At 73.5% G+C, this 26,167-nt stretch carries 26 protein-coding genes; 6 read left to right on the top strand and 20 right to left on the bottom strand.

Features of this window, described 5'->3' with window-relative positions; all coding sequences use genetic code 11:
- Position 1: 1 nt before the first annotated feature.
- The 3 genes from IE273_RS17885 (at position 2) to IE273_RS17875 (ending at position 2,513) form a co-directional block, all read left to right on the top strand.
- Complete coding sequence (locus tag IE273_RS17885) at positions 2–1,348, top strand: Ni/Fe hydrogenase subunit alpha (protein ID WP_189816178.1); 1,347 nt, start codon at positions 2–4, stop codon at positions 1,346–1,348.
- Positions 1,345–1,824, top strand: coding sequence for a hydrogenase maturation protease (locus tag IE273_RS17880; protein ID WP_189816177.1), 480 nt, complete (start codon positions 1,345–1,347; stop codon positions 1,822–1,824). Before IE273_RS17885 ends, IE273_RS17880 begins: the two co-directional genes overlap by 4 nt.
- A 245-nt stretch (positions 1,825–2,069) precedes the next feature.
- Entirely contained in the window at positions 2,070–2,513 is a 444-nt protein-coding gene (locus IE273_RS17875; RefSeq protein ID WP_189816176.1) for a universal stress protein, read from the top strand.
- Positions 2,514–2,532: 19 nt separating this feature from the next.
- On the opposite strand, the gene IE273_RS17870 is transcribed toward IE273_RS17875, so the two are convergent.
- From IE273_RS17870 to IE273_RS17795, 16 genes are all read right to left on the bottom strand, one after another.
- Positions 2,533–3,189, bottom strand: coding sequence for a potassium channel family protein (locus IE273_RS17870; RefSeq protein WP_189816175.1), 657 nt, complete (start codon positions 3,187–3,189; stop codon positions 2,533–2,535).
- Positions 3,186–3,845, bottom strand: a complete 660-nt coding sequence (locus IE273_RS17865) for a potassium channel family protein (RefSeq protein WP_189816174.1) — start codon at positions 3,843–3,845, stop codon at positions 3,186–3,188. Before IE273_RS17865 ends, IE273_RS17870 begins: the two co-directional genes overlap by 4 nt.
- Positions 3,842–6,691, bottom strand: a complete 2,850-nt coding sequence (locus IE273_RS17860) for a cation-translocating P-type ATPase (RefSeq protein ID WP_229887272.1) — start codon at positions 6,689–6,691, stop codon at positions 3,842–3,844. The genes IE273_RS17865 and IE273_RS17860 overlap by 4 nt, the downstream gene beginning before the upstream one ends.
- Positions 6,681–7,139 carry a CBS domain-containing protein gene (locus IE273_RS17855; RefSeq protein WP_189816173.1) on the bottom strand — a complete coding sequence of 153 codons (459 nt, stop codon included), beginning with the start codon at positions 7,137–7,139 and terminating at the stop codon, positions 6,681–6,683. Before IE273_RS17855 ends, IE273_RS17860 begins: the two co-directional genes overlap by 11 nt.
- A 40-nt stretch (positions 7,140–7,179) precedes the next feature.
- Positions 7,180–8,169 (bottom strand): Acg family FMN-binding oxidoreductase, encoded by a 990-nt coding sequence (locus IE273_RS17850; protein ID WP_189816172.1) that lies wholly within the window; start codon positions 8,167–8,169, stop codon positions 7,180–7,182.
- Positions 8,170–8,199: 30 nt separating this feature from the next.
- The gene (locus IE273_RS17845; RefSeq protein WP_189816171.1) at positions 8,200–9,078 is read right to left on the bottom strand and encodes a universal stress protein; all 879 of its coding nucleotides are present in this window, start codon (positions 9,076–9,078) and stop codon (positions 8,200–8,202) included.
- Entirely contained in the window at positions 9,062–9,304 is a 243-nt protein-coding gene (locus IE273_RS17840; RefSeq protein WP_189816170.1) for a DUF1918 domain-containing protein, read from the bottom strand. Before IE273_RS17840 ends, IE273_RS17845 begins: the two co-directional genes overlap by 17 nt.
- A 569-nt stretch (positions 9,305–9,873) precedes the next feature.
- Positions 9,874–10,494, bottom strand: a complete 621-nt coding sequence (locus tag IE273_RS17835) for a V-type ATP synthase subunit D (RefSeq protein WP_189816169.1) — start codon at positions 10,492–10,494, stop codon at positions 9,874–9,876.
- Complete coding sequence (locus IE273_RS17830; RefSeq protein ID WP_189816168.1) at positions 10,491–11,885, bottom strand: V-type ATP synthase subunit B; 1,395 nt, start codon at positions 11,883–11,885, stop codon at positions 10,491–10,493. Before IE273_RS17830 ends, IE273_RS17835 begins: the two co-directional genes overlap by 4 nt.
- The gene (locus IE273_RS17825) at positions 11,882–13,681 is read right to left on the bottom strand and encodes a V-type ATP synthase subunit A (RefSeq protein ID WP_189816167.1); all 1,800 of its coding nucleotides are present in this window, start codon (positions 13,679–13,681) and stop codon (positions 11,882–11,884) included. The genes IE273_RS17830 and IE273_RS17825 overlap by 4 nt, the downstream gene beginning before the upstream one ends.
- The gene (locus IE273_RS17820; RefSeq protein ID WP_189816338.1) at positions 13,678–14,187 is read right to left on the bottom strand and encodes a hypothetical protein; all 510 of its coding nucleotides are present in this window, start codon (positions 14,185–14,187) and stop codon (positions 13,678–13,680) included. Before IE273_RS17820 ends, IE273_RS17825 begins: the two co-directional genes overlap by 4 nt.
- Positions 14,184–14,417, bottom strand: a complete 234-nt coding sequence (locus tag IE273_RS17815) for a V-type ATP synthase subunit F (protein ID WP_189816166.1) — start codon at positions 14,415–14,417, stop codon at positions 14,184–14,186. Before IE273_RS17815 ends, IE273_RS17820 begins: the two co-directional genes overlap by 4 nt.
- Positions 14,414–14,827: an ATP synthase subunit C gene (locus IE273_RS17810; protein WP_189816165.1), complete on the bottom strand. Its 414-nt coding sequence runs from the start codon at positions 14,825–14,827 to the stop codon at positions 14,414–14,416. The genes IE273_RS17815 and IE273_RS17810 overlap by 4 nt, the downstream gene beginning before the upstream one ends.
- Positions 14,812–16,254 (bottom strand): V-type ATPase 116kDa subunit family protein, encoded by a 1,443-nt coding sequence (locus IE273_RS17805; protein ID WP_229887271.1) that lies wholly within the window; start codon positions 16,252–16,254, stop codon positions 14,812–14,814. Before IE273_RS17805 ends, IE273_RS17810 begins: the two co-directional genes overlap by 16 nt.
- Entirely contained in the window at positions 16,241–17,170 is a 930-nt protein-coding gene (locus tag IE273_RS17800; protein ID WP_189816164.1) for a hypothetical protein, read from the bottom strand. Before IE273_RS17800 ends, IE273_RS17805 begins: the two co-directional genes overlap by 14 nt.
- Positions 17,167–17,604 carry a hypothetical protein gene (locus tag IE273_RS17795; RefSeq protein WP_229887270.1) on the bottom strand — a complete coding sequence of 146 codons (438 nt, stop codon included), beginning with the start codon at positions 17,602–17,604 and terminating at the stop codon, positions 17,167–17,169. Before IE273_RS17795 ends, IE273_RS17800 begins: the two co-directional genes overlap by 4 nt.
- Before the next feature lie 167 nt (positions 17,605–17,771).
- On the opposite strand from IE273_RS17795, the gene IE273_RS17790 reads away from it, so the two are divergent.
- From IE273_RS17790 to IE273_RS17780, 3 genes are all read left to right on the top strand, one after another.
- Positions 17,772–18,653: a CBS domain-containing protein gene (locus IE273_RS17790; protein WP_189816163.1), complete on the top strand. Its 882-nt coding sequence runs from the start codon at positions 17,772–17,774 to the stop codon at positions 18,651–18,653.
- 140 nt (positions 18,654–18,793) lie between these two features.
- Entirely contained in the window at positions 18,794–19,699 is a 906-nt protein-coding gene (locus IE273_RS17785; RefSeq protein ID WP_189816162.1) for a universal stress protein, read from the top strand.
- Between the two features lie 25 nt (positions 19,700–19,724).
- A complete protein-coding gene (locus tag IE273_RS17780) occupies positions 19,725–20,627 on the top strand; it encodes a universal stress protein (protein ID WP_189816161.1) in 903 nt (300 codons plus the stop codon).
- A gap of 63 nt (positions 20,628–20,690) precedes the next feature.
- Here IE273_RS17780 and IE273_RS17775 read toward each other — a convergent pair whose 3' ends face one another.
- From IE273_RS17775 to ppdK, 4 genes are all read right to left on the bottom strand, one after another.
- Positions 20,691–21,866, bottom strand: a complete 1,176-nt coding sequence (locus IE273_RS17775; protein WP_189816160.1) for a site-2 protease family protein — start codon at positions 21,864–21,866, stop codon at positions 20,691–20,693.
- Positions 21,867–21,947: 81 nt separating this feature from the next.
- Positions 21,948–22,520, bottom strand: coding sequence for an Rv1733c family protein (locus tag IE273_RS17770; RefSeq protein WP_189816159.1), 573 nt, complete (start codon positions 22,518–22,520; stop codon positions 21,948–21,950).
- Between the two features lie 256 nt (positions 22,521–22,776).
- Positions 22,777–23,235: a pyridoxamine 5'-phosphate oxidase family protein gene (locus IE273_RS17765; protein ID WP_014677344.1), complete on the bottom strand. Its 459-nt coding sequence runs from the start codon at positions 23,233–23,235 to the stop codon at positions 22,777–22,779.
- 60 nt (positions 23,236–23,295) lie between these two features.
- Positions 23,296–25,983 carry a pyruvate, phosphate dikinase gene (gene ppdK / locus IE273_RS17760; RefSeq protein WP_189816158.1) on the bottom strand — a complete coding sequence of 896 codons (2,688 nt, stop codon included), beginning with the start codon at positions 25,981–25,983 and terminating at the stop codon, positions 23,296–23,298.
- Between the last annotated feature and the right edge of the window lie 184 nt (positions 25,984–26,167).

Here is a 26,167-nt window from a genome sequence, read left to right as displayed (position 1 = left end):
CATGAACCATCGCGGAACCCGCGTCCTGCGACTGGACGCGCTGGCCAGGGTGGAAGGCGAGGCCGCTCTCCACCTGCGCGTCGAGGGTGACACGGTCACCGAGACGCGGCTGCGCATCTACGAACCACCGCGTTTCTTCGAGGCCTTCCTGACCGGCCGGGGCCACACCGAGCCTCCCGACATCACCGCCCGCATCTGCGGCATCTGCCCGGTCGCCTACCAGATGAGCGCCTGCCGGGCGATCGAGGACGCCTGCGGTGTCACGGTGGACGGCCCTCTCGCAGAGCTGCGCCGCCTGCTGTACTGCGGTGAGTGGATCGAGAGCCACACCCTGCACATCTACCTGCTGCACGCCCCGGACTTCCTGGGGCGCGCGGACGTCGTGGAACTCGCCCGCGATCAGCGAGCCGCCGTCGAGCGCGGCCTGAGACTCAAGCAGGCCGGCAACGCGATCGTCGAGCAGCTCGGCGGTCGCCCCATCCACCCGGTCAACGTCCGGATCGGCGGCTTCTACCGGACACCGGCACCGGACGAACTCCGCCCACTGGCGGAACGGCTGCGTCAAGCCCGTGATGACGCACGGGAAACCGTCCGCTGGGTGGCGGCGTTCGATTTTCCGGACGCCGTGTGCGACCACGACCTGCTCGCACTGCGCGACCCCGGCCGCTACGCCATCGACTCCGGCACACCGGCGGTCGTGTCCGCTCAGGGGCGGGGCCCGGCGTCGCGCGAGTTGCCCCTGCCTGACTTCGAACAGCACGTCAAGGAAGGACAGGTACCGCACTCCACCGCCCTGACGGCCACACTCGACGGCCGCCGCTACCTGACCGGCCCGCTGGCCCGCTACGCGATCAACGGCCGTTGGCTCCACCCCGTGGCCGCCGAGGCGGCGCGGGACGCCGGGCTGGGCGACCCGGAGACCGGCGCCGTCTGCGACAACCCCTTCCGCAGCATCGTCGTACGCGCCGTGGAAGTGGTGCAGGCTGTCGAGGAAGCCCTGCGGATCATCGACGGATACGAACGACCTCCCCGCCCGGCCGTCGGGGTCCCGCCGCGCCGGGCGGCTGGTGCCGGGGCCACCGAGGCACCCCGGGGGCTGCTGTACCACCGCTATGCCCTCACCGAGGACGGCACGATCGCCGAGGCCCGGATCATCCCGCCCACGGCCCAGAACCAGACGGCCATCGAGGAGGACGTGCGCAGGGCCGTCCAGGCGCGACTGGAAGCGACCGGGCCCGCCGCTGACGACGAGGAGCTCACCCATCTGTGCGAACGGGCCATCCGCAACCACGACCCCTGCATCTCCTGCGCCGCCCACTTCCTCGACGTGACCGTGGAACGTCGATGAACGGCCGGGTCGTGGTGATCGGTGTCGGCAACCCCCTGCGCGGTGACGACGGGGTCGGTCCGGCAACAGTGGAGGCGTTGCGGGGCCGTGTGCCGGATGGCACCGTCCTGACGGTCAGCGACGGCGAACCCGCACGCATGCTCGACCTGTGGCGCGGTGCGGACACGGTCGTCGTGGTGGAAGCCCTCCGGACACGGCCGGCCCGGCCGGGGGAGCTGCACACCCTGACGCCGGCGGACGCGGCCAACCGGACAGCGGCTACGGCGAGCACCCACGCGCTCGGCCTCGGAGAGTGCCTTGCCCTGGCGGAGGCGCTCGGGCGGCTGCCCAAGGGGCTCGTGGTGCACGCCATGGAGGTGGCGGACGTCGAACTCGGCGCGCCCCTGAGCGAAGCGGCCAGGTCGGCGCTCCCCGACCTGGTCGACCAGGTCGCCGCCTCCGTCAGGCACGCCTACGGATCGGGGCACGAGGGGTAGGGGGCCGATGGTCCTCCAGCGCGGGCCGAAGCGCCCTCGCGACCGCCGACGCGGAGTGCGACGCCCCGGCATCACCCTCCCCGTACCCCAGCGGGCGGGACCACGGGAGCCGACGGCACCGCCGCCCCCGTCGTCCGTCATGCCGCCGGCTGCCCATCTGTGGCGGTGAGGGGATGAGTGCCGCAGCGTGGAGAACAGGGGCGGACCGGCCCCGTGGGCACGGACACCGGAGGAGAGTGGGACGCATGGACGCGGATGTCCCCGAGCCACGGGTGGTGGTCGGTGTCGACGGGTCGCCTTCCTCGTACGAGGCCCTGCGCTGGGCCGTGCGCTACGCCGGCCGGATCGGGGGCACCGTGGAGGCCGTCGCGGTGTGGGAGCTGCCGGGCCTGTACGGCTGGTCCGGTCCCGCCGTCGACACGCAGGTCGACGAGGACGAGACCCGGCAGAAGATGACCCAGGAGCTGGCCGACGTGCTCGGCGCGGAGGCGGCGGGCTCGGTGCGGACCCATGTGGTGCGCGGCAACGCCGCCGATGTCCTGTTGCGGGCCGCCGAAGGAGCCGAGGTCCTGGTGGTGGGCAGCCGGGGCAGGGGCGGGTTCGCGCGTGCCCTGCTCGGCTCCGTCAGCCAGCACGTGTCGCAGCACGCGAGCTGCCCGGTCGTGATCGTACGTGCCAGGAAGCAGTGACCGACTGTGCGGGGCCGGCTCACTGGAATGCCGCGTGGATCTCCTGCTCGGTCGCCTCGTGTGACACGAGCAGGAGCTCGTCGCCGGGAAGCAACCGCACCTCGGGGCCCGGGACCGTGGGCCGGCCCTCGCGTACGACGGTGGCGACCACGGTGCCGGCGGGCAGCCCGATCTCACCCAGCTTGTGTCCCACGGCCCGGGACTCCTCGGTGATCGCGGTCTCGATGACCTCGACGCCCGCCTTGCTCAGCCGCAACAGCGCCACCGTGTCCGTGGCACCGGTGGCCTCCTCGATGAGGGAGATCAGCGGGGTGGCCGCCGGCACGGCCACGTCCACGCCCCACCGCTGGCCGAAGAGCCAGGCGTTCTCCTCCTCGTTGACGCGCGCGGCCACCCGCCCCACTGCGAACTGCCGCTTGGCCAGGAGGCTGATGACGAGGTTGTCCTCGTCGTGGCCGGTGGCGGCGATGACGAGATCGCAGGCGAGGGCTCCCGCGTGCTCCAGGAGCACCGGCTCGCAGGCGTCCCCGGCCACCACGCGCACGTGCGGCAGGTCGCCGAGTTCGGCCACACGGTCGTCGTCGTACTCGACGAGGGTGACCTCGTTGCGAGCGGCGGACAGCACCTGGGCGATCTGGGTGCCGAGTCGGCCCGCTCCGGCGATCAGGACCTTCACGTGCCCAGCTCCTTGTCGAGAAATCCGCTCAGCCGGCCCAGCGCCGTGGCGGCAACGCTGAAGGTGACCAGGTCACCGGGCTCGGCCAGGACACCGTGGGCGGGGAGCAGCGAGCGACCGGCACGGGTGATCTCCACGACGCGGATCTCACCGTCGACGTCGAACTCGGTGGCCTGCCGGCCGGTGAGGTAGGAAGGCAGCTGGGAGCGCACGAGAAGCGTCTCGCCGTTGCCGAAGGTGAGTTCGGGGGTGAGGTGGCGGTGCAGCAGCATCTGGTGGATGCGGTTGACGGCCCAGCGGACGCCGGAGATCGTCGGGATGCCCAGCTCCCGGTAGATGTCGGCGCGGCGCGGATCGTGGATGCGGGCGAGGACGATCGGGACCCGGTACGTCTCCTTCGCGGTCCACGCGCTGACGATGTTGCTGTTGTCCCCGGACGTGACCGCGACGAAGGCGTCCGCATGGGCGATTCCGGCCGTCTCCAGCACGGAGCGGCTGAAACCGTTGCCCACGTGGAAGGCGCCGGGGAAGCCCGGTGACAACTTCCGCCGCGCTTTCGGCTGCCGGTCGACGAGCCGCACGTCGTGGCCCTCGGCGACGAGCTGTGTGGCCAGGGTGGCCCCGACCCGGCCGCACCCCGCGATGATCACTCTCATCGCCTTCCTCCCTCCGGGGATGGCCTCCGGTGCCGTAGCACCCACTTCCTGAGTTCCTCGGCGGCAAGCAGCAGCGCTCCGAACGCCGCCAGGACCGCCCAGTCGGCGGGGGCCAGCGGTGCGGTGCGGAAGACCGCCTGGAGCGGCGGCGCGTAGCTGATGGCGGCCATCAGCCCGATGCCGAAGCAGCCGGCGGCCAGCAGCCAGGGGTTGGTCAGCAGACCGGCCCGGAACACGCTCTGCCGGTCGGTGCGCACGGCGAGCGCGTTGAAGAACTGACTGACGACGATGCCGGCCTGCACCAGGGTGATCGCCTCGCGGTACACGGGACTGTCCTTGGTGAAGCCGGCGTAGGGGATGCCCGAGGCATGGATGTGCCAGAAGAAGACGGCGCACACGCCGAGGGCCTGGATACCGCCGAGGAAGAGGATGCGGCCCATGACAGACGCCGAGAAGAGTCGCTCGTGGCGGGGCCTGGGAGGGCCGTTCATGACGTCGGTCTCCATCGGTTCCGCACCGAGCGCCAGGGCGGGCAGCACGTCCGAGCCGAGGTCGATCGCGAGGATCTGTACGGCCGTGATCGGCACCAGCGGGAACCCGGCGAAGGTCGCGGCGAGGATCGGCACGAGTTCGGCGATGTTGTGGCTGAAGAGGTAGATCAGGAACTTGCGGATGTTGCGGTAGACCGAGCGGCCCAGCCCGACCGCGGTGGTGATCGAGGCGAAGGAGTCGTCGAGCAGCACCATCACGGCGGCCTCGCGGGCGACGTCGGTGCCGGAGGCGCCCATGGCGACGCCGATGTCGGCGTGCTTGAGGGCCGGGGCGTCGTTGGCCCCGTCGCCGGTGACGGCGACGACCTCGCCGCGCCGCTGCAACGCGGTGACCACCCGCATCTTGTGCTCGGGACTGACCCGGCAGAGCAGCAGTTCGCAGGAGCCGGTCAGCAGGGCGTCCAGGCCGCTGTCGTCCAGCGCGTCCAACTGGGTGCCCGTCGCCACGGTCGGGGCCGGACGGCGCACGATGCCGACGCGGCGGGCGACCGCCTCCGCGGTGAGGGGATGGTCCCCGGTGACCATGACGATGCGGATCCCGGCCCGCCGGCACGCGTCCACCGCCTCGCGTACCTCGGGCCTGGGCGGGTCGTACATCCCGGCGAGACCCAGCAGTGTCAGCCCCGACTCGACCTCTCCGAGTGGCGGTCGCGGATCGGCCACCTGCCGCCGGGCGACCGCCAGTACGCGCAGGCCCTGTCCGGCCATGCCGTCCGAGGCCGCCGCCACCTGGGTGCGGGCCGCATCGGACAGCGCTGTCGTCGCGCCACCGCGGTCGATGGCATCGCAGCGGGCGAGCAGTTCGAGCGGTGCGCCTTTGACGTACGCGAAGCACCTGCCGTCGCTGTCGCGGTGCACGGTGCTCATGAGCTTGCGCGCGGAGTCGAAGGGATGCTCCGCCACCCGGGGGGTGCGCATCTCCTCCCGCGCTGGATCCAGGCCGGCCTTCCGGGCGGCCACCAGCAGCGCCCCTTCGGTGGTGTCTCCGAGCACCCGCCACGCGTCCCGCCCGCTCGGCGGCACCAGCCGGGCGTTGCTGCACAGAGCCGCCGCCCTCAGCAGCTCTCGCACGGGCCCCGCGTCGGAGATCTCGCCGACCGGTGCGTACCCCACGCCGGTCACGGCGTGCGACACACCGTCCGCCCACAGCCGTACGACGGTCATCTCGGCCTGGGTGAGGGTGCCGGTCTTGTCGGTGCAGATCACGCTGGTCGAGCCGAGTGCCTCCACCGCGAGGAGCTGCTTGACCAGCGCGTGCCGACGAGCCATGCGGCGGACACCGATCGCCAGCGAGACGGAGAGCGTGGCCGGCAGCCCCTCCGGGACCAGGGCGACCATCACACCGAGCGAGAAGACGAACGTGCCGACGAACGGCTGCCCGCTGGGCACGCGCACCGCGAACAGAAGCGCACCGGTCGCGAGGGCCACGCCCGCGACCCTGCGGGCCATGAGGGCCACTTGCCGTTGCAGCGGGGTCTGCTGCCTCGGCGCGGCGGCGGCCAGTCGGAAGATCCGCCCGAACTCGGTGGACGTACCCGTGGCGAACACGACGGCCTTGACCGTGCCCGCGACCAGGTCGGTGCCCATGAGGACGCAGTTGCGCGCCCGCAGCGGTGGCCCCGGCGGTACGGGTTCGGCGACGCGGGCGACGGGATCGCTCTCACCGGTGAGCGCGGCGTTGTTGACCGCGGCTTCCCGCGCCTCGATCAATCGGCAGTCCGCAGGCACCGCGTCCCCGGCCTCCAGGATCACCACGTCGCCCGGCACCAGATCCCGCGCGGACAGCTCGCGCCGCTCTCCGTCGCGCAGCACGCGGCACGTGTGCGGCACCATCGCCTGCAAGGACTCGGCCGTGCGTTCGGCGGAGTACTCCTGCGCGAAACCGATGCCGGCGTTCAGCAGCACCACACCGAGGATCGCCAGGGCCAGCTGAAGGGTGGCCGGATCCCGGGGCTGCCCCAGCCAGTACGCGAGAAACGTGATCGCCGAGGAGACGAGCAGGACCACCGCGAAGAGGTCGGTGAACTGCGCGACCAGCCGACGCCACACCCGGCCCCGCCGCACGCCGGGCAGCTCGTTGGGGCCGTAGCGGTCCCGCCGCGCGGCTGTCTCGGCCGGTGTGAGACCGCGGACGGAGCTTCCCAGGGCGGCAAGGACGTCCGGTACCGGCAGCACGGGGACGGACGAGCCGGAGGCATCCCGCCGGCCAGGGGGCGGCACCGTCGTCGTGACGCCCGTCGGTGGCCCGCCCGCACGGAGCACGGCCGTCCCCTGCCGTTCTGGTTCAGGGCTCATCCGGTGCTCCGGGCCCGGCAGGGGGGCCTGGCGGCTCTTGCAGGACGCTCCAGGACACCGGTCCCAGCAGGTCGGCGAGGCGCCGGAAGACGTCGAGGAGCAGGTCGTCGATCGTCAGCACGCCCACCACCCGGCCCGCGTCGAGAACCGCGAGCCGGCGGACCCCCGCGCGGCGGAACGTCCGGTAGGCCACCTCCAGGTCGGCGGCGGCTCCCACCGTGACGACACGTGGCGACATGACGGCGTCCACCGGGGCCTTCGGATCCAGGCCGCCGCCCATGCCGCGTACGGCGAGATCACGATCGGTGACGATGCCGTGCAGCACTCCGTCCTCGACCACGAGGACGGACCCGACGGCGCACTCGGCCATCCGCCGGGTCACCTCGGCCAGCGGGACACGGGGTTCGACGCACACGGGGGGAGCGGTCATCACCTCGGAGACCTTCATGCCATCACTCCTTGGTGTCCGGTGCCGTCCGACGGACCGTTCAGAGAATGTCGAGCAGATCGGCGACCGGCCGACGCGGGCTCGCGGAACCTTCGGGACCGTAGCCGAGCCGGATCACCATCTGGACGTGCGCCATCGCCGAGACAGGGTCGCGGACGGCCCACCGGAGCTCCGGCCACTCCAGGGGCTGGGAGGTGACCGAGGCCACGAGCCCGTCCGCGGTGGCCCGCAGCAGCACCCGCTCCAGTGCCTGACCCGCCACGAGCCAGTCCAGAGGCCTGTCGTGGGCCGTACCCAGCAGGGCGATGTGCGGACTCTTCTCGAAGGAGGCCCAGCCGCGGCCGGGCATCGGCCGGCCGGCGGCGAAGTCACGCACAGGAGCCGAGGTGCCGCGCTGCCGGGGACCGAACGCCTCGCCCGGGATGCCGTCGGCCATCCCGGCGGCATGGGGCAGCTCCGTGCGCGCCCAGCGCGCCGTTTCCTCACGCACGTCCGGCGCGAGCGCCTCCCTGGCCTCCGCGTCCCGCACCAGTTCCAGGATCGACCGCACATGCCACGCGCCGGGGAACAACAGCTGGGCCCCCTCGTCGCGGGCCGCTCCGGACAGCCCCTCCCGCACCGCGCCGGGGATGTCCTCGTCGCGGAAGGGCAGCCGACTGGAGTGGCGGCGCCGGACCGCGGTGTCCAGCCGGGCGAGCGCCCCGTCGGGTGGTCCGGTGCCGTACAGATGCACCTCGGCGAGGAACTCCGGGTAGGCGGGGTCGGGCAGCAAGCGGACGAGCGGCGCAAGGTCCGCCGCGGCGGCGGCCACGCGCAGGTTCAGCAGGGCGGCGCCGCAACCGATGTGCAGACCCCGGCTCTCCGGGTCGGTTCGCGGCAGGGCGCGCTCCAGGTCGGCGTACAGGCGGAGAACGCCGATGTCCCGCAGGTAGCGGAAGGTCCAGGGCTGCGCGTTGTGCAGCGAGGGCGCCGCGGCGGCGTCCGCCACGAGTGCGGTGACGGTGTTCACGTCGAGGGGTTCTGCGGTCACGGCGGCTTCCCTTCGTGCCTGACCGGGGTTTCACCCTGGTGTCGGGACGGCGATGACAGGGCAGGCGGCGTGGTGCAGGACGCCTTGGCTGACCGAGCCCAGCAGCATGCCGGCGAAGCCGCCGCGGCCTCGGGTCCCCACCACGAGACCCAGCGCATGTGCCGAGGCATCGGTGAGTGCTTTGACGGGATGCCCGAGGACCACTTCGTGACGGAGGTCGACCTCGGGGAAGCGGGCGTGGCGGCCTGCCACGATCTCGGAGAGCAGGCGGCGGCACTCCTGCTGCGGCTCGTACTCGTCGAAGATCCGGAACGGTCCGGGCTCCCATACGAGCAGGGCCCGCAGCTCGGCGCCCCGCAGGGCCGCCTCCTCGAACGCCAGGTCGACCGCGGTGGCGGAGTGTTCGCTGCCGTCGACGCCGACGACGAAGTACGCCGGGTCCTGGGTGATGTGTTCCGGCTCGGGAACGACCACCACGGGACAGCGGGTACGGGCCATGACCGGGAGGGCCACCGCGTGTGAGCCGAACACCTCCTGCCTGCGGCTCAGGTGCCGTGATCCCAGCACCACGGCGGCGGCGTCGCGACTCTGCTCGCGCAGCACCCACACGGGATCGCCCTCCGCGAGCAGGGACTCCACCTCAAGCTGTGGGTGCCGGGCCGCGACGAAGACCGCGGCCTCCTCCAGCACCTGCCGGCCGGCTTTGTGCAGCGCCTCGTTCCACTCCTCCCACGACGGTGGGACTTCCCGCCCGCGGTAACCCCCGGTGGGCACGCCCTCGACATGGACCAGGCGCAACGGCAACCGCCGACGGGCGGCCTCGTCGGCCCCCCAGGTCAGCGCCATCCGACGACCGGGGCCAGGGTCGAGGCCCACCACGACGGGTCGGCGGTCAACGGGCCGGGACATGGCCGTCTCCGGTCACCAGATGGCGGATGCAGGCATCAGGACCCGGGCCGTACAGGGTCACCCGTCCGCTGTCGGCCCACCGCACGTCGTGGGGCGGGCTGCCGTCCGGGTGATGGAGGCCGACGATCTCGTCGCCGACGCCTGTGCGCATCGAGGCACCTGTGGCCTCGGGGCCGGTAGCAGGTACGGCCCGGTCGTCGTCCTTCAGCGGTGGGGGAGCGGACATCGCCGTTCGCCTCCTCCCTGCGGTGGCGCGGAGGTATGCCGCCGCCGATTCCATGGAAGTCTTCGGCACCGCCGGCCTGCCAGGGGCCAATGGTCCCCGTGGCGGTCCTGTCGACCCTCCGCCACCTCGGGGACCGGTCAGCGCGTGTGCGCCGGGAGGGGGACGGAGCGGGAAACGTCCGAGAGCGCGGCGTGCCCCACGGGGCGCAGTCGGGCTCCGACGGACTCCGGAGGCTGCTCCCTGGCCAGGGGCGATCTCGTCGAGCCCGCCGCCGGCCACGATCCGTACGTCGGCCGGTCCGGCCGCGTCCAGGACGGCGCGTGACCGGCGTGAGAGCGCGTCGAGGGCACCGCTGTCCAGGCGGATCCCGCAACCAGGTCCGCGCCGGAGCTCGGCCAGTACCCGGTGGCGATGCGCGCTCCCTCCTCGGTGTCGTCCCGCTCCACGCGGTAGCAGGCCGGGAAGGCCAGGGCGGACTCCAGGCCCGCGGCGACCAGGAACCCCCGGCCGGGTGGACCGACGCGGACGGCGCGCGTGGGGCCCGTCGGCTGGGCGGTCGGGCGGAACGCTCAGAGGCCGCCGGCGCCGGCGGCCCAGCGGCGCCGTACCGCTTCCTCGTGCTCCGCCTCCTCCAACGCCAGTTCCGCCACGGCCAGCTCGTCCCGCAGCCGGGGGATCCAGTGCCGGCGCAGGGCGCGGACCCGCTGCCCAGTGCGTACGGCCTCGGCGGCCAGAAGCTCGGCGGCTGCCTGGTGGGCCGCGAGTTCCGCCGCGGCGCGGGCCGCGGCACGACAGGCCGTCTCGGCGTGGGCGAGGGCGGTGTTGGACGGTGTCCGCTCCCGCGGGGAGCGGACGGGGTCCGTCCAGCCGACCGCTGCCGGGTGGCGCACGCCCATCAGCGCACCCCACTGGACGTCTACGCGCGCCCGTTCCAGCGGCGCTGCCTCGGCCAGCGCGCGTTCGCCGCCGAGCAGCACGCCTCGCACCAGCCACGTTTCCGCCTCGGCCAGCCTCTGGCGCCACACCCTGCCCGCGTCCTCAGCCGCTCGCCGTGCCCTGTGCTCCCGGTCCCGCAGGAGCCGGAGCTTGCGTTCCAGGAGGTCCGCTCCGCGGACCGCCGTGGCGAGACTGCGACGCAGCCGCAGGCGTCCGGCCCGTCCCGCCGGGACGCGGCGAACCCGCGGGCTCATCGTGCCTCCTGGTCCCGCGGCGGAGCGTGAGCGTCGAGCAGGCCGGCCGGAAGCATGCCGAGCTGGCTGCGCGGCAGGGTCAGCAGCACCTCCCAGGCCCGGTCCAGGGAGTCGTCCAGCGACCGGTTCTCGTCGGTGCCCTGCGCCAGGAACCGGTGCCGGAAAGCCTCCTCCAGGTCCAGGTGGCGCAGATCGGTCGGGCTGAGCGCCGAGCGTCCGATCAGGTCGGCGAGCTCCCGCACCTGCCGGGACCGGGCCAGCGCGGCGATCAACTGCGCCGCGACGGCGGGATGGTCCGCGCGGGTGCGTCCCGCTCCGGTTCCCTTGCGCATCAGCCGCGACAGCGAGGCCAGCGGATCCACGGGCGGATGGGTACCTGCTGCCTGCACCTCCGCGCTCAGCACGATCTGGCCTTCCGTGATGTAGCCGGTGAGGTCCGGGACGGGGTGGGTGATGTCGCCCGCGGGCATGGTGAGAACGGGAAGGACGGTCACCGAGCCCGGCCGGCCCCTGATGCGACCGCAGCGTTCGTAGAGGGACGCCAGGTCGCTGTAGAGGTATCCGGGGTAGGCCCGGCGGGCCGGAATCTCGCCACGGGCGGCGGACACCTCGCGCAGCGCCTCCGCGTAGGCCGTCATGTCCGTCATGACCACCAGGACGTGACGGCCCTCGGTGAACGCCAGGTGCTCGGCGACGGTCAGGGCAAGTCGCGGGGTGAGGAGCCGTTCGATCACCGGGTCGTCCGCCGTGTTCACGAACAGGACCAGTTCCCTCGCGGCCGAGCGGGCCGCCAGCCCTTCGCGGACGAACGCCGCGTCGGCATGGGTGAGCCCCATGCCGGCGAACACGACGGCGAACGGCTCCCCCGCGCACGTCGCCTGGGCCGCGATCTGCACGGCGAGTTCCAGGTGCGGCAGCCCGGCTGCCGAGAACACCGGCAGCTTCTGGCCCCGCACCAGGGTGGTGAGCACGTCCACGGCGCCCACACCGGTGAGTACGGCCTCGTCCGGCGGTTCCCGGCGCACCGGGTTGATCGGCGCGCCACCGACCTCCGCGTACGACCCGCCCAGTACCGGGGGCCCGCCATCGGCCGGTTCGCCGCGCCCGTCGCACACGCGCCCCAGCCATCCGGCACCGACCGGGATCCGCAGCGGCGTCCCCGAGAAGGCGACGCGGGTGCCGGTGCGGTTCATGCCGGCCGTGTCCTCCAGGACCTGCACCACCGCCACGTCGCGGTCCACTTCCAGGACCAGGCCGTGCCGTCGCCCACCGGAGTCGAGGACGATCGTGGCGAACTCGTCCCACCCGACCCCGCTCACTCCCTCGACGAACAGGAGCGGACCGCGCAGTTCCCGCACCCTCGTGTACTCGATGCCCACGGCGCCGGTCATGCCGCCTCCTTGAGGCGGGCCAGCACGCTGTCGCGGGCCGCGGTGACCGGAGCGGTCTCGGCGGGGCCCGCCGTCTCGCGTGCCCGCAGCAGTGGACTGAAGTCGACCGCTTCGACGGCATTCGCGGGGATGCCGGAGTCCACCAGTTCCAGGCAGCGGTCGATGACCGTCAGTACGGCCTCCACCAGGGCCGCCGTCTTCCCGGGGGCGCTGTAGGCGTCCGCCGGGGACAGCGCGTTCTGCTGGATCGCGGCCTCGCGCAGCAGCCGTCCGGCGAGCACGTTGATCCGTTCCCGGGGCGGCAGCGCCGTGATGCCGACCAGTTCGACGAGGTCGGCCAGCCGGTCTGCCTCCGCCAGCTGCCGCGCCACACGACCACGCCGCTCGGCCCACGCGGCGTCACCGGCCCGCGCATGGGCGGCGGCCAGCGCGGCGGCGTCCCGGGAGAAGGACTCCGACCAGGACACCGCGGGATAGTGGCGGGCGTAGGCGAGATCGCGGTCCAGGCTCCACAGGCAGCGCACGAAGCGCTCGGTGTGCGCGGTGACGGGCTCGGTGCGGTCACCGCCCGGTGGGGACACCGCGCCGATCACCGTGACCGAGCCGGTCGCGCCGCCGAGGGTGCGCACGGCGGCGGCCCGCTCGTAGAACGCGGCCAGTTGCGAGGCGAGCCCCGCCGGATAGCCTTCCTCGGCGGGGAGTTCTCCCCTACGGGAGGCGAACTCGCGCAGCGCCTCCGCCCAGCGGGAGGTCGAGTCGGCGATCAGAACGACGTCGAGGCCCATGTCGCGGAAGTACTCGGCGACCGTCGCGCCCGTGTGCACGCCGGCCTCGCGGGCCATCATCGGCATGTTGGAGGTGTTCGCGATCGTCACGGTCCGTTCGGCCAGACGACCCCCGGTCCGCGGGTCGGTCAGCTCCGCCAACTCCTCGATGACGTCCGCCATCTCGTTGCCGCGCTCGCCGCAGCCGACGTAGACGATGACGTCGGCGTCGCACCACTTGGCGATCTGTTGCAGCAGCATGGTCTTGCCGGTGCCGAAGCCGCCGGGCACGGCGACCGTGCTGCCGCGGGCCACCGGGAAGAGCAGGTCGACGGCCCGCTGTCCGGTGTTCAGGGGCACGTCCGCCGGCAACCGCCGCGCGACCGGTCGTGGTCTGCGCACCGGCCAGGTCTGCTCAAGCCGCACTTCCTGGCCGCCCACCACGGCGAGCACGCCGTCCGAGGGGTGATCGCCCGCCGCCGCGACCCAGGTCACCTCACCCGAGAGGTCCGGAGGCACCAGGAGCCGCAGCGGCACGCCCGCGCCGATCTCCCCGAGGACGTCACCGGCCGCAGCCGAACCTCCCGCAGCCACTCGCGGTGTGAACGACCAGGTGTGCCGCTCCGGTTCACCGGCCGCCGTTTCGCCTGCCGTGAGAAGGTCGCCGATGCCGGCCAGAGGACGCAGCAGCCCGTCGAACACGCCGCCGAGCAGATCCGGTGCCAGCCGCACCGACAGGGGGCGGCCCTGGGGCTCCGCGGGGTGCCCGGGAGCCAGCCCCCCGGTGTACTCGTAGGCCTCGATGGTGGCCGTGTCGCCGTGGATGGCGACCACCTCGCCCGGCAGCCGGGCGGCACCCAGCACCACCAGGTCGTGCATGGCCACCGCGGGCGGGCAGGTGATCTCCACGAGGGGGCCGGCGACGCGGAGGATCCGTGGGCGGTCCGCGCCGTCCGGCGCAGCACCGGCCGTGATCCTCGGGAGCGCGCGCGTGTCCGGCGAGTCCGACGAAGGATTGCCGACGGTGGTCACGCCGGCTCCCACAACGTCTCGGCCCGTACACCCAGCCGGTCCAGGGCACGATCGGCGAGGGCGTCCGCCGACAGGTCGACCCGGCGGCCGGGCACCTCGGCCGTCACCCCGCCCGCCGGGGCCGCCGTGACCCTCGCCTGCGGACCCAACAGCTTTCGTGCCGCCTCCGCGGAGAGCGACCCCACAGACGCGTCCTCCGTGAATCGCCTGCGCACACCTGCGTGAACCGCAGTCCTGAGGGCCGCGTAGACCTCTGCCCTGGCCGCCAGTTCCGCCGCCCAGGCGTCCTGGGCCGCCCGCACCCGTTCGCGAGCCGCCTCGGCGGCACCGTCGGCTCTGCCGAGGTCCCGGGCCCGCGCGAGCACCGCCTCGGCCGTGGCGCGGGCTGAGCGCAGGGTTTCCTCCGCGTCGGCCTGAGCGCGGTCCCGAACGGCGTCGGCGGAGGCCCGTGCCGCGCGCAGCAATGCGGCGCGGACGGGGCTCAGCGCGTCCAAGGGCGCGGTCATCCGGGCATCACCACCGTCAGCGGCCGGGACGGGTCCGGTGCCGTCGCCTGGCCGACGAGCGCTTCGGCGGCGTCGGCCGTGAGGATCACGAGGCCGACCGTGCGGGGCAGCGTCCGCCAGGCCCGGCGGACGGCGTCCGGATCCTCCGCGACCAGCACGTCGATCCCCGCCAGCGCCAGGCCGGACACGCTGGTCCGGGTGCCGATGGCGGCCACGGTGGCCATCGTCATGCCCTTCCGATCAGCAGGATCGCGACCACCAGCCCGTACACGGCTATGCCCTCCGCCAGACCGACGATCACCATCGCCCGGCCGAACATCTCCGGTCGCTCGCTCAACGCGGCCAGCGCCGCGGCGCCCGTGTAGGCGACGGCTATCGCGGCTCCTATCGACGCGCCGGCCACCGCGATGGCCGCCCCGATCAAGGCGGATCCGTTGACGCCACCGGACGCGGCGGCCTGCGCCGAGGCTCGTGCCGGCCCCGCCAGGGCGGTGGCGAGGACGACCAGGGCGCCGCCCAGCAGGGCGAGGTCAGTGGCCAGCAGCCAGCGGAAGGCGTGTCCGGCCCGGCGCCGCCGCAGCAGCCGGACGGCGCCGAGCGCCGCGACCAGGACCGGAAGGACGATCAACCAGGTGAGCATGGGATCACCTTCGTAGCGGGATCGGCGGGTTCCGCAGGGGGAACGTGCCAGGGACGGAACGGCCGGCCCTCCGCCTCGAAGAGCCGGGAGAAGAGTTCGTAGAACTCCAGCCGGAGCGCCTGCACACCGGCCACCAGGGCTTCCAGGCCGAAGGTCACGGCCGTGCCGACGACGAACAGGAGGGCGGCCCCCACGACTCCGGCGGCACCTCGGCCGGCCAGGCCGGTCGTACCGCGCCACACAAGACCCGCGAGGGCGGCATGGGTCAGGCCGAACGCGGCCAGCCGGGCGAACGACAGGGTGTTGGTGCCCGTCCGCACGACGACGTCGAACAGCCGCACCGCTGTCTCGGCGACTCCCGCGCCGCCGCCCGCCGTGGCCCGGAACAGGCCGAACGCCACCAGCGCCAGCCCGGTCACGGCAAGAGCGGTTCCGGCGACGGCCGGAGCCTGCCGGTGCAGGACCGGGCCCGCCGCGGCCAGAGCGAGGCCCAGGTAGAACAGCAACCCGGCACAGCCCGACGCCGCGTACAGCCCCGAGCCCCAGCCGCCCTCACGCACCCGGTTCACCGCCCCGGCGGCGTGGGCGAGGGCCAGCAGACCGGCACCGAACACCACGGCGGCGGCCAGCAGACGAGCAGGACGCTCCAGCGGGCTCAGCCACAGCACCGGCAGCAGACCCGTCGGCCCGAAGAACTCGCCGTAGGCGGCCCCCGCCACCATGGAGGCGACGCCCGCACCCGCGAGAAACGGCCACAACCGGCCCAGCCCGGCCGACCGGCGGGGCCACCCGAGGCGCAATGCGACGGCGCCGAGCACCAGCAGCGCCCCGTGCCCCACGTCACCGAACATGATTCCGAACATCGCGACGTAGGCGAGGCCCGCCGGCCACGAGGGATCCACGTCCGCGTAGGCGGGTGTCCCGTACGTCGTCACCAGCGGGGTGAAGGAGGCGGCCCGGCCCGGCCGCAGCAGTGTCGGCGGATCGGTCCCGTGCGGGTACGGCAGCGGCAGCAGAGCGCCTCCCGCAGCGGCCAGGCGTTCCGCGACGCGGGGTACCTCGGCGGCCGGGCACCACCCGGCGAGCGCGGCCACCTCTCCCTGCCGTACCGCGCTCCCGGCGCGCTCCTCCAACAGGGCCTCGCCCGCCAGCAGTGCGACGTTCTCACGGCGTTCGAGCAGGTCGAGGTCGGGCGCGGCGGAGGACAGCACTGCTGTGGCGGCGCTCTCGGCGCCGCCTGGCCCGCCCCGCCCCCGCAACCGTTGCAGGCGCGTGGCCGCCGCACCCGGAGCCGCTTCCTCGGCGTGGTCCAGTTCCACGCAGCCCTCCTCGGCGATCCGCACCAGAGCGTCCCGCAGGGCCGCCTGCGGGACGACCACCGCCACACGGCGCATCCGGACCGGCGTCACCGCCTCAGACCAGGGCATCGAACACCTCCCCGGGCCGGCCACCGCGCGCCGCCGACTCCAGCGCCGCCCGCACCCGCCAGGCGTCCACGGACAGCAGCGCCACCGCACCGACGACCGCCCGGGGCCCGTGCCGGCCCGCACGCAGCAGCGCCGCGCCGTCAGCCTGCACCGTCCGCCACCAACGGGCTTCGGCCCGCCACAGCTCACCCGGCTCGTCGATGTCCTTCAGGGCCCAACCCGCGGACGAGGGCAGACGCCCACGGAACTCCTCGTACGTGGCGGCGACCGTCGCCCGCCTCCCGAGCAGCCGCGCCGCATCGCGCAGTACGGGCTCCGGAAGAGAGCGGTGATGTACGAACATCTCACGGGCCGCCAGCAGGACAGCGCGTCCCTGGGCCCAGCGGCGCGCGGGCTGTACGGCGACAGCGGTGCGGCGCACGGCGGCCATCCGCATGCCGGTGACCAGGGCCCACGGCGTGTCGCCGCCCGGGTCGCCCCAAGGGGAGGCGGTGAGCGCGGCCCGTGTCTCAGCGGGTGTCCCGGCGCGTTGCAGATTTCGCCAGGCGGTCTCCAGCGCCCCGAGCCGATAGGGCTCCGGAGCCTCGGCGCGGCGGCCGTCCGGTGCGGGCAGCCGGGAGGCGACGTTGGCGATCTCGAACCCGGCGGCGAGCGGGACCAGCAGGCGGGCACCGCCCCGGGGCAGCCAGCCGGCCAGTACCCGCAGGTGCCACAGCAGGGTGGCGGACACCGCCCGCTGGGCCTCGCGCACGTCCGTCGCCGTCCGTGCGTATCTCGCGTAGGGCGTGGTCGCCAGGCGTCGCAGGGCGTCATCGAGGGTCGGACCACGCGCGATCTCCCGTACCCCGGCGGTGCCCGGATACCGGACGACGAGGGCCTTCGCCCGCACCGTCGCGGCGACCCACCCGGCACTCATGGCCCCTCCCGCTCCCCGCCTGTCAGGCGCAGGGCATCGGCCACAGCGAGATCCACCAGGCGGGGCATGCGCTCCAAGGCGCGCTCGCGGATCACCGAGGCAGTGCGGTCTCCGCGGGCGCGGAGGGCGTCCGCCTCTTGCCGCGCTTCCCGCAGGAGGGGTTCCGCGGCCTGCCGGCGCACCTCGGGAGCGTGGTCTCGCGCGGCCTCCACAAGGCGTGCCGCCTCTCGCGCGGTGTTCTGCCGCAGTGCCTCGGCCTCCCGCTCAGCCGCTGCCCGGATCCGCGCCGCCTCCCGCTGAACGTCCGCCAGCCGGGCGAGGGCGGGCTCCAGTTCCGCGGTGCGTTCCGCCGTACGGTCGGCGGGCACACCGGTGGCGGACGCTCCCGGCGTGCCCGCCGGACGGAACCGCTCCAGGAAGTCCCGCAAGCTCATCGGCGGCCTCCTGCCGATCGGCTGCTCCTCCAGTCTCACCGTTGCCGTCCCGGCCCGCACCGGATAGGGCCGTCACGCCGTTCCACCAGGGCCGTTCGGCTCTTGGCACGGCCGGCGAGAGCGAAAGACTGGGACGGTAGGCGACTCGACGGAGTCAGGAGGCCGTCGTGAACGAGCACGAGAACTTCTCCACGGAGGCCGAAGCCCGGCAGGATGTGCCCTCCCGCCCCCGGAGCCCCGGTGAAACGGCACGGCGGGACACGCTGCTCCGCTACCTGGGTGCCGTGGCCACCGCCGCCGCCAAGCACGCGGGTACGCAGGCGCAGGCCCCGACGACTCCGCCGAGCGGTACCCGGTCCGTACCTCCGTCCGCCCCGCTCACGCCGCAGTCCGCGTCCGCGTCCGAACCCGCACTGCCCCTGGTGCGGGACGTGATGGACGTGCCCGCCGCCTCCCTGCGCGAAGACCTGCCGTACCGCGACATCGCCCGCTCGCTGGCGCGCGAGCACGTCGGCGCACTCCCGGTGGTGGACGCCGAGGACCATGTGATCGGCGTCGTCTCGGAGTCCGACCTGCTGGCCAAGGTCGCTTTCGAGGCGTCCGGTCACCGGCCCGGACCCATCGGCAGGCTGCGTGAGCGCCGGATCCATGGCAAGGCTCGTGGCGATTCGGCCGCCGACCTGATGACAAGTCCCGCGATCACTGTGCTCCCCGGCGCGACGGTTGCCGAGGCGGGCTGGCTCGCCGCGCTGTCCCGGTTGAAGCGGATGCCTGTCACCGACCGCGATGGCCGCCTGGTGGGCGTCGTGCGCCGTGATGCGCTGCTTCAGTGCCTCATCAGGGACGACGCCGGGATCCGGACGGAGGTCGAGGCGACGATCGCAGCCTGCTGCCCACCGGGGGACCGGGAGAACGTGCAAGTCGCCGTGCACGACGGCATCGTGGAGCTGACCGGGCGGATGCCCCCCGCTGCGCTGGCCCGGCTGGTGGCGGAGGTGGAGGAGATCTCCGACGTGGTCGAGGTGAAGAACCTGCTCACCGCCGCCTGACCCCCTCTCGCGCCATGACGCGCGCGGCCTCGGCGAGCGCGGCGGCGGCCCGGACCGCCACGGCGGGGGAGGACATCACGTCCGGCCGGCGCCGCAGCGCCACGCGGAAAGCGGAACCCTCTCACCCGGAGGTGGAGACCATGTCCCGGACCGTCACCGTCGGCCTCGACGACTCGCCCGGAAGCCGGGCCGCAGCCGAGTGGGCGGCTCGTGAAGCGCTGCTGCGCGGTCTGCCCTTGAAGATCGTGCATGTCCAGGAGCCGACGCCCCGGTACGCCGCCCGTACCCCGTTGCTGGACATAGAGCGTTACCAGCGCTGGGCCGAGCGGTTGGCACACGAGGCCGCGGAAGGGATCCGGCTGCGCCACCCGGGCATCGAGGTGATCACCGAGCAGCTCACGGGGACCGTGGCCGACGTCCTCTGCGAGGCGGCGGGCCACGCCGAACTACTGGTGCTGGGCTCGCGGGCGCTCGGTGGACTACGAGGGTTCATGGTCGGCTCGGTGAGTCTGGGGATCGTGGCCCGTGCCGAGCGCCCGGTGGTGCTGGTGCGCGCGGAGGAGCAGGCCGGTGACGACCACGGGAGGGACCCGGCGGGCGTACCGTCCGCCGCGCCGCCGTTCCGTCCCGTCGTCCTGGGCCTCGACATCGATCAGCCGGACGACACACTGCTGGAATTCGCCTTCGACTCGGCCGCTCGCCGCGAAGCCGCCCTACGGGCCGTCCACGCCTGGCCCGAGCCGTCCACGTCCGGTTACCGCTTCCCCGGTGACGCCGAACTCCACGACACGCTCGCGCGCGGACAGGCCTCCCTGCTGGGCAAGGTGCTGCGTCCCTGGCGGCAGAAGTTCCCGGACGTCGAGGTCATCGAGGCGAGCCGGTGCGGCAGCGCGCCGCAGGTCCTCGTCAACGATTCCCGTGACGCCTCCCTGGTGGTCGTCGGCCGGCGTATCCGCACCGGCTCCTTCGGTGCTCACATCGGCCATGTCACGCACGCGGCCCTGCACCACATCACCGCCCCCGTCGCGGTCGTCGCGCACGGCTGAGCCGCCGCCCCGAGGAGGAGAACCCATGAAGGCACCAGCCGCACGGGCCTTCGGCGAGCCCGTGGACCTCCCGATCGTCGTCGGAATCGACGGCTCCGAGCCGAGCATGAGAGCAGTGGAGTGGGCTGCCGACGAGGCGGCCCTGCGCGGGGCGTCACTCCGTCTCGTGTACGCCTCCCTCTGGGAGCGTTACGAGGGCGGGATCTTCGCCCACGACCTCGGCACGCCCTCGGAGGAGGTGATGGCCGAGGACATCGTGGGGACCGCCGAACGGCGCGCCCGTCAGCGGCAGCCAGGCGTGAAGGTCACCACCGACGTGCTGCCCGAGGAAGCCGGGTACAGCCTGATCCGGGAGAGCCACAGCGCCCTCGCCATGGTCCTGGGCTGCCGGGGCCGCAGCGGTGTGACCGAGGCACTGCTCGGCTCCGTGAGCGTCGCGGTGGCCGGCCACGCGCACTGCCCGCTGATCGTCGTGCGCGGCAGCCACGACAACCGCTCCGGCGCACGAGGCCGCGTCCTCCTGGGGGTGGGCGAGAAGCAGGCAGGCTCGGCCGCCGTACGTTTCGCGGCCGAGGAGGCCCTGCTGCGCGGGGTCCCGCTGGAGGCTGTGCGGGCCTGGCGCCGACCGCTGCACGAGCCCCGTGCGCATCCCCTGCTCGTCGGGGAACCGGCCCACTTCCAGGAGCAGCGGGCTGCGGAACTGGTGGAGGAGGCGCTGCGGGACACCCCGGCCGGCCTGCGGGTGCACCGCCGTACGATCGAGGGCTTCGCCCGCGACGCCCTGCTGGCGGTGTCCCGCGAAGCCGACCTGCTGGTCGTCGGCGCCCGGCGCCGCCAAGGTCGCTTCGGCCTCCAACTCGGCCGCGTCGCCCACGGGGTGCTCCACCACGCGGCCTGCCCGGTGGCCGTGGTGCCGGAGCGCGTCTGAGCCCGGCCCGCGCGGGCGGGGACAGCGCCACCGCGCGCCGGCACCACGATCGCACGGCTCCGGTCATGACGCCTCCTTGGTCAGGTGCGGACCGGTGCCCCGCGGCGGGGTCTGCGCGGGCTCGGCCGGCCAGGCCAGAGCCCGGGTGATGTCGGCGACGGTGAGGATGCCGACGAGGCGTCCCTCGTCCAGGACCACCGCACGGCGGACGGGGCTCGCCTCCAGCCGGGGCAGCAGATCCAGCACCGGCTCCTCGGGCGCGGCGATGACGACGTCGTCCAGGGGACGCATCGCCTCGCGGACCGTCGTGCTCGCACGCGCCTGGGCCGGTGTCACCTCCACACGCCGCACGGTGAGCAGACCGACCACCGAGCCATCCGCCGCCAGCACCGGGAAGGCCGAGTGGCGGTAGTGGCCGAAGGGCCCCTCGGCGACGAAGCCGGCGAGTGTCGCCGCGTCCGGAACCGTGACCGGGTTCGGGGTCATGACGCGGCTGACCGGGATTCCGCCCAGTACGCTCCGCATCTCCGCCTGGCGGGCTTCAGCGGTCGCCGCGCTGATGAGGAACCAGCCGATCAGCGCGGGCCACAGGCCGGACAGGTGGTGCCCGAACAGCACGGCCGCGAAGCCGGTCAGCACCATGAACCAGCCCAGCGCCCGGCCCGCCGCCGAGGCGCCGCGGGTGGCCCGCAGCCGGTCGCCCGTGCGATGCCACAGGTACGCCCGCAGCAGCCGTCCCCCGTCGAGCGGGGCGGCGGGCAGCGCGTTGAAGACGCCCAGCAGGATGTTGATCGCGGACAGCCAGGCGACCGCCTCGACCACGAGCCCGGACGCGTGCAACGCGTCCAGCCCGGCGGCGACGCCCGCCAGGGCGCCACCGGCCAGCAGACTGGTGAGCGGGCCCACGGCGGCGATGCGCAGCTCCGCGGCCGGTGTCGCGGCCTCGCTGTGCAGGCGCGCCGCACCGCCCAGCATCCACAGGGTGATGCCGTCGACCTGCACGCCGTTACGGCGGGCGACCACGGCGTGCGCCAGCTCGTGCGCCAGCAGCGAGACGAGGAAGACCACTGCGGCCAGCAGGGCCAGCGTCCAGTACTGCACGGCGGAGTAGCCCGGATGGGCGGCAGGGAATTGACCGCGCGCGAGAGCGACCGTCACCAGGACGACGATGACCAGGACGCTCCAGTTCAGGCCGACCCGCACGCCGGCGATCCGGCCGAGGGACAGCGTCTCGTTCATGAACCTCGCCTCCAGCTTGTGTCCCGTGGGGCCGCGTGCCCATGGGGCGGGTGCCGGGAGGGCCGGCTCCCGGGGGACGGTTCAGCCCGTCTTCGGGCCCCACTGCGTTCCCAGCAGTTCCCACTCCTGGTCCCAGCGGGCCATGCGACGCCGGTCGAGCCGGGCTCGAGCGAGAGCACCCGCACCGAAGACCGGAGCCGCGACGGCGAGGGTGGCCGCGGCACCGAAGAGAGCGGCCTCGACGTGCCCCTCGGTACGGCCCGTCGGCCGCGAGGGCGCGAGCCGGCCCTGGTCGTCCTGCCAGACGGTCACCGAGGCTCCGGCCTTCAGGCCACCGCCGACCAGCGTCTGCCCACCGCGGGGGGTGCCGTCGGGAGCCGCCCAGCGCACGGAGCCCCGGACCCGGCCGTCGGTCTGCCGGTCCGTGGTGGCGCCGTGTGGCGCGTCGGTGACCAGCACCGCTCGAACGGCGTGCCTGTGGGCGCGCTGCTCCGCGAACTCGTGCTCGGCGCTCCAAGCCGTCACCAGTCCGGCGACGGCGCCGGCGACGGCGACCACCACCCAGACAGCCAGGACGATCCACGCCTCGACGACGTCCTCGTGCCGCCGCAGCGGATTGCTCCGCCACCGCCACAGCCGCTTCGTGGTGCTCATGACGGAACACCTCCTCGTCGTGGTGCCTCCTTCGACGGTGGCTCCGGCGGGGCCCTGCCGATAGGGCCGATGGGGCTCGGCGGAAGGCCGCCCGGACCCCGATCACACGCCGGCAGGGCCCATTGGTCCCCATCGGGCTCTTGAGGTGACGGCCGAAAGCCGCGGCAGACGTGAAAGTGATGTGAGTCCCGTCGCGGGCGACGTGCCCGAGACGGCGGGGCACCCGTACCACCCCCCGCCGTGTGGGTGACCGCCGTCAGCCGGTTGTCTTCGCCCCGCCGCCCGTCTCGGTGAGGAGCACACCGATGACCAGCTCGGGGCGGATGCGCACCGCCTGGTCCATGGGTTCCATCGGCACCCAGGGCTCCAGCAGGCCACGGACGCGCTCCAGTTCGACCGGGTCGGTGACCAGGTGGGCGTACCCGGTGACGACCACGCTCCAGCCGAGGTGGGTGTCCGGGTCGATGACATCGGCCTCGTACGCGACGACGACGCCCGTGCTCTCGGTTTCCCGCGCGTGAGACGTGAGCGCGGCACCCTCGTGGGTACGGATGACGATGTCGCCGTCGTCCAGGACGTGGTTGACCGGGCGGACGGTGGGGAGAGCCTGCCGGGTGAAGACGATCCTTCCCAGCGACACGCTGCCCAGCAACCGCAGCGCCTCGGCGTGGTCGAGGTCGATGCGCCGATGTGCTCGCATCTCACGGGCCGGCATGACGCGCCTCCTTTCCGCTGCCGGTCGGGCCCATGCCGATGAGGGGACCGTGCACTCCCGTCACCTGCTCTCACTCGCGTCCACGTCCGCCAGGGCCGCACGGCCCGCCTCAAGACGGGCCACCGGGACCCGGAACGGCGAGCACGAGACGTAGTCCAGACCGACCTCGTGGAAGAAGCGGATCGACTCCGGATCGCCACCGTGCTCGCCGCAGACGCCGGTCTCCAGGTCCGGGCGCGCCGCACGACCCTCCTCGACGGCGATCCGGACCAGCCGGCCCACCCCGTCCCGGTCGAGCGTCTCGAAGGGTGAGGCGGTGAAGACGCCCTTGTCCAAGTAGGCCGAGAAGAACGCGGCCTCCACGTCGTCTCTGGAGAAACCCCACGTGGTCTGGGTGAGGTCGTTGGTGCCGAAGGAGAAGAACTCCGCCTCCTCGGCGATCCGGCCGGCGGTGAGCGCCGCACGGGGCAGTTCGATCATCGTGCCGACAGGACAGTGGACGGGGGTGGCGGTCTCCTCACCCACCTCGGCCAGGACTCGGGCCACCTCTTCGCGGGCGAGTCGCAGTTCCTCGACGGCGCCGACCAGCGGCACCATGATCTCCGCTCGCGGAGAGCCACCCGCTCGGGTGCGCTCGACGACCGCCTCGGCGATCGCCCGGACCTGCATCGCGACCAGGCCGGGAACCACCAGGCCGAGCCGCACGCCCCGCAGGCCCAGCATCGGGTTCTCCTCGTGCGTCCGGTTCACCGCGGCGAGCAACTCCGCGTCGTGTACGTCCGGTCGCCGACCCGTGGCCTCGACGGCCGCGATACGGACGGCCAGGTCGGTGCGGTCGGGCAGGAACTCGTGCAGGGGTGGGTCGAGCAGCCGGACGGTGACCGGGAGGCCGTCCATCGCCTCCAGGATGCCCGTGAAGTCGCGCCGCTGGAGCGGCAGCAGAGCCGCCAGCGCGCGGTCGCGGTCGGCATCGGTACGGGCGAGGATCATCTCCTCGACCAGCTTGCGCCGCTCGCCGAGGAACATGTGCTCGGTGCGGCACAGTCCGATCCCCTGCGCCCCGAACGTCCGGGCCCGGGCAGCGTCTTCAGGGGTGTCGGCGTTGGCCCGCACCTCCAGGCGCCGAACCGAGTCGGCGTGGTCCAGCGCCCGGGCCACCGCGGAGACCAGGCTGTCGGCCTGCTCACCGCTCTCCAGGTACCGCATGGTCGCCGACGGGGCCAACGGCACCGCCCCGAGGTACACGTCACCGGTGGAACCGTCCACCGAGATGACGGTGCCCTCCTCGACGACCGTGCCGTCACGGGCGGTGAAACGCCGGGCCCGCGTGTCGACGGTGATGTCCTGCGCCCCGCACACGCACACCTTGCCCATGCCCCGGGCGACGACGGCCGCGTGGCTGGTCTTGCCACCGCGGCCGGTCAGCACCGCCTGTGCGGCCACCATCCCGGACAGGTCGTCGGGTGTCGTCTCCTCACGGACGAGTACGACCCGCTCGTCGGCCGCGGCCCGCCGCACGGCCTCCGCGGAGTCGAACACGGCCGCGCCCACCGCGGCGCCCGGCGAGGCCGGCACGCCGTGGGCGAGCGTCTCACCCGTGGCGGTGGTGTCGAAGCGCGGGAACATCAGCCGGACCAGCCCGTCACCACTCACCCGCGCCAGGCCCTCGTCCGAGCTGATGAGACCTTCCCGCACCAGTTCGGTGGCGATGGCGAAGGCGGCCTCGGCGGTGCGCTTGCCCACCCGGGTCTGCAGCATCCACAGCGTTCCGCGTTCGATGGTGAACTCGATGTCGCACAGGTCGCGGTAATGCCGCTCCAGGGTTCGCGCGTGGTCGCGCAGCTGTCGGTACGAGCGGGGGTCCAGCCGTTCCAGCTCGGCCAGCGGCACGGCGTCCCGCACGCCCGACACGACGTCCTCGCCCTGTGCGTTCGGCAGGTAGTCGCCGTACAGCCCGGGGCGCCCGGTGGCCGGGTCGCGGGTGAAGGCGACGCCGCTGCCCGAGTCGGGGCCGAGGTTGCCGAACACCATGCGCTGCACGGTGACGGCCGTGCCGAGGTCGTCCGGGATGTGCTCGCGCCGCCGGTACAGCACGGCACGTTCGGCGTTCCAGGACCGGAACACGGCGAGGATCGCCTGCCGGAGCTGCTCGGCGGGGGACTGGGGGAAGTCGCGGCCGGTCTCGTCCCGGATCAGGCTCTTGTACGTCCCCACCAGCCATGCGAGGTCGCTCGCGTCGAGATGGAGATCGTCGGGGGCCCCGCAGGCGTCCTTCAGCAGGGTCATGGCCTCGTCGAACAGGGCCGGACCGACTCCCATCACCGTGCTGCCGTACATCTGGACGACCCGGCGGTAGGAGTCCCAGGCGAAGCGCTCGTTACCGGACACCTTGGCCAGGCTGAGCACGGAGTCGTCGTTGAGGCCGATGTCGAGAACCGTCTCCATCATGCCGGGCATCGAGAAGCGCGCCCCGGAGCGGACGGAGACCAGCAGCGGGTCGTCCCCCTGCCCCAGCAGCCGCCCGGCTCCCGTCTCCAGCGTCGAAAGGTGCCGGGAGACCTCCGCCGGCATCCCCTCCGGTTCCTCGCCGGTGGCCAGGAACGCACGGCAGGCTTCGGTGGAGACGATGAACCCCGGCGGTACCGGCAGCCCCAGCCGGGCCATCTCGGCCAGGTTCGCGCCCTTGCCGCCGAGCAGGCCGGCCAGGTCACGGCCACCGTCCTGGAAGTCGTACACATAGCGGGCCATGACGCCACTCCTCGGCTCCGTGCTCTCGCTCCCTCCCAGCCTGGGAGGGAGCGGCGCGCCGAGGCAGGTGCCCTCCGTCCCACGCGGTGGGCCGACCGGCCCTGAGAGCCGGGAGGGCGGCCGGTTCCGCCGTCGGCAGACCGTCTCCGGCCGCTGGTGCCGCCTTTCTGCGTCCACCGGCAGA

Source organism: Streptomyces olivaceoviridis, from assembly GCF_014650115.1.
In the GTDB taxonomy this organism is placed as follows: domain Bacteria; phylum Actinomycetota; class Actinomycetes; order Streptomycetales; family Streptomycetaceae; genus Streptomyces; species Streptomyces olivaceoviridis.
Note: the sequence above shows the minus strand (reverse complement) of the source record. Positions and strands in the feature narration are given on the sequence as shown.

Excerpts from the sequence above, each read along its gene's own strand:
- IE273_RS17780 (WP_189816161.1), top strand. The coding sequence starts at position 19,725 with ATGAAGGCACCAGCCGCACGGGCCTTCGGCGAGCCCGTGGACCTCCCG.
- IE273_RS17775 (WP_189816160.1), bottom strand. The coding sequence starts at position 21,866 with ATGAACGAGACGCTGTCCCTCGGCCGGATCGCCGGCGTGCGGGTCGGC.
- IE273_RS17770 (WP_189816159.1), bottom strand. The coding sequence starts at position 22,520 with ATGAGCACCACGAAGCGGCTGTGGCGGTGGCGGAGCAATCCGCTGCGG.
- IE273_RS17885 (WP_189816178.1), top strand. The coding sequence starts at position 2 with ATGAACCATCGCGGAACCCGCGTCCTGCGACTGGACGCGCTGGCCAGG.
- IE273_RS17810 (WP_189816165.1), bottom strand. The coding sequence starts at position 14,827 with ATGCTCACCTGGTTGATCGTCCTTCCGGTCCTGGTCGCGGCGCTCGGC.
- IE273_RS17765 (WP_014677344.1), bottom strand. The coding sequence starts at position 23,235 with ATGCCGGCCCGTGAGATGCGAGCACATCGGCGCATCGACCTCGACCAC.
- IE273_RS17865 (WP_189816174.1), bottom strand. The coding sequence starts at position 3,845 with ATGAGAGTGATCATCGCGGGGTGCGGCCGGGTCGGGGCCACCCTGGCC.
- IE273_RS17805 (WP_229887271.1), bottom strand. The coding sequence starts at position 16,254 with ATGCCCTGGTCTGAGGCGGTGACGCCGGTCCGGATGCGCCGTGTGGCG.
- ppdK (WP_189816158.1), bottom strand. The coding sequence starts at position 25,983 with ATGGCCCGCTATGTGTACGACTTCCAGGACGGTGGCCGTGACCTGGCC.
- IE273_RS17860 (WP_229887272.1), bottom strand. The coding sequence starts at position 6,691 with ATGAGCCCTGAACCAGAACGGCAGGGGACGGCCGTGCTCCGTGCGGGC.
- IE273_RS17880 (WP_189816177.1), top strand. The coding sequence starts at position 1,345 with ATGAACGGCCGGGTCGTGGTGATCGGTGTCGGCAACCCCCTGCGCGGT.
- IE273_RS17845 (WP_189816171.1), bottom strand. The coding sequence starts at position 9,078 with ATGTCCCGGCCCGTTGACCGCCGACCCGTCGTGGTGGGCCTCGACCCT.
- IE273_RS17875 (WP_189816176.1), top strand. The coding sequence starts at position 2,070 with ATGGACGCGGATGTCCCCGAGCCACGGGTGGTGGTCGGTGTCGACGGG.
- IE273_RS17835 (WP_189816169.1), bottom strand. The coding sequence starts at position 10,494 with ATGAGCCCGCGGGTTCGCCGCGTCCCGGCGGGACGGGCCGGACGCCTG.
- IE273_RS17830 (WP_189816168.1), bottom strand. The coding sequence starts at position 11,885 with ATGACCGGCGCCGTGGGCATCGAGTACACGAGGGTGCGGGAACTGCGC.
- IE273_RS17795 (WP_229887270.1), bottom strand. The coding sequence starts at position 17,604 with ATGAGCTTGCGGGACTTCCTGGAGCGGTTCCGTCCGGCGGGCACGCCG.
- IE273_RS17820 (WP_189816338.1), bottom strand. The coding sequence starts at position 14,187 with ATGACCGCGCCCTTGGACGCGCTGAGCCCCGTCCGCGCCGCATTGCTG.
- IE273_RS17855 (WP_189816173.1), bottom strand. The coding sequence starts at position 7,139 with ATGAAGGTCTCCGAGGTGATGACCGCTCCCCCCGTGTGCGTCGAACCC.
- IE273_RS17840 (WP_189816170.1), bottom strand. The coding sequence starts at position 9,304 with ATGTCCGCTCCCCCACCGCTGAAGGACGACGACCGGGCCGTACCTGCT.
- IE273_RS17785 (WP_189816162.1), top strand. The coding sequence starts at position 18,794 with ATGTCCCGGACCGTCACCGTCGGCCTCGACGACTCGCCCGGAAGCCGG.
- IE273_RS17800 (WP_189816164.1), bottom strand. The coding sequence starts at position 17,170 with ATGAGTGCCGGGTGGGTCGCCGCGACGGTGCGGGCGAAGGCCCTCGTC.
- IE273_RS17815 (WP_189816166.1), bottom strand. The coding sequence starts at position 14,417 with ATGACGATGGCCACCGTGGCCGCCATCGGCACCCGGACCAGCGTGTCC.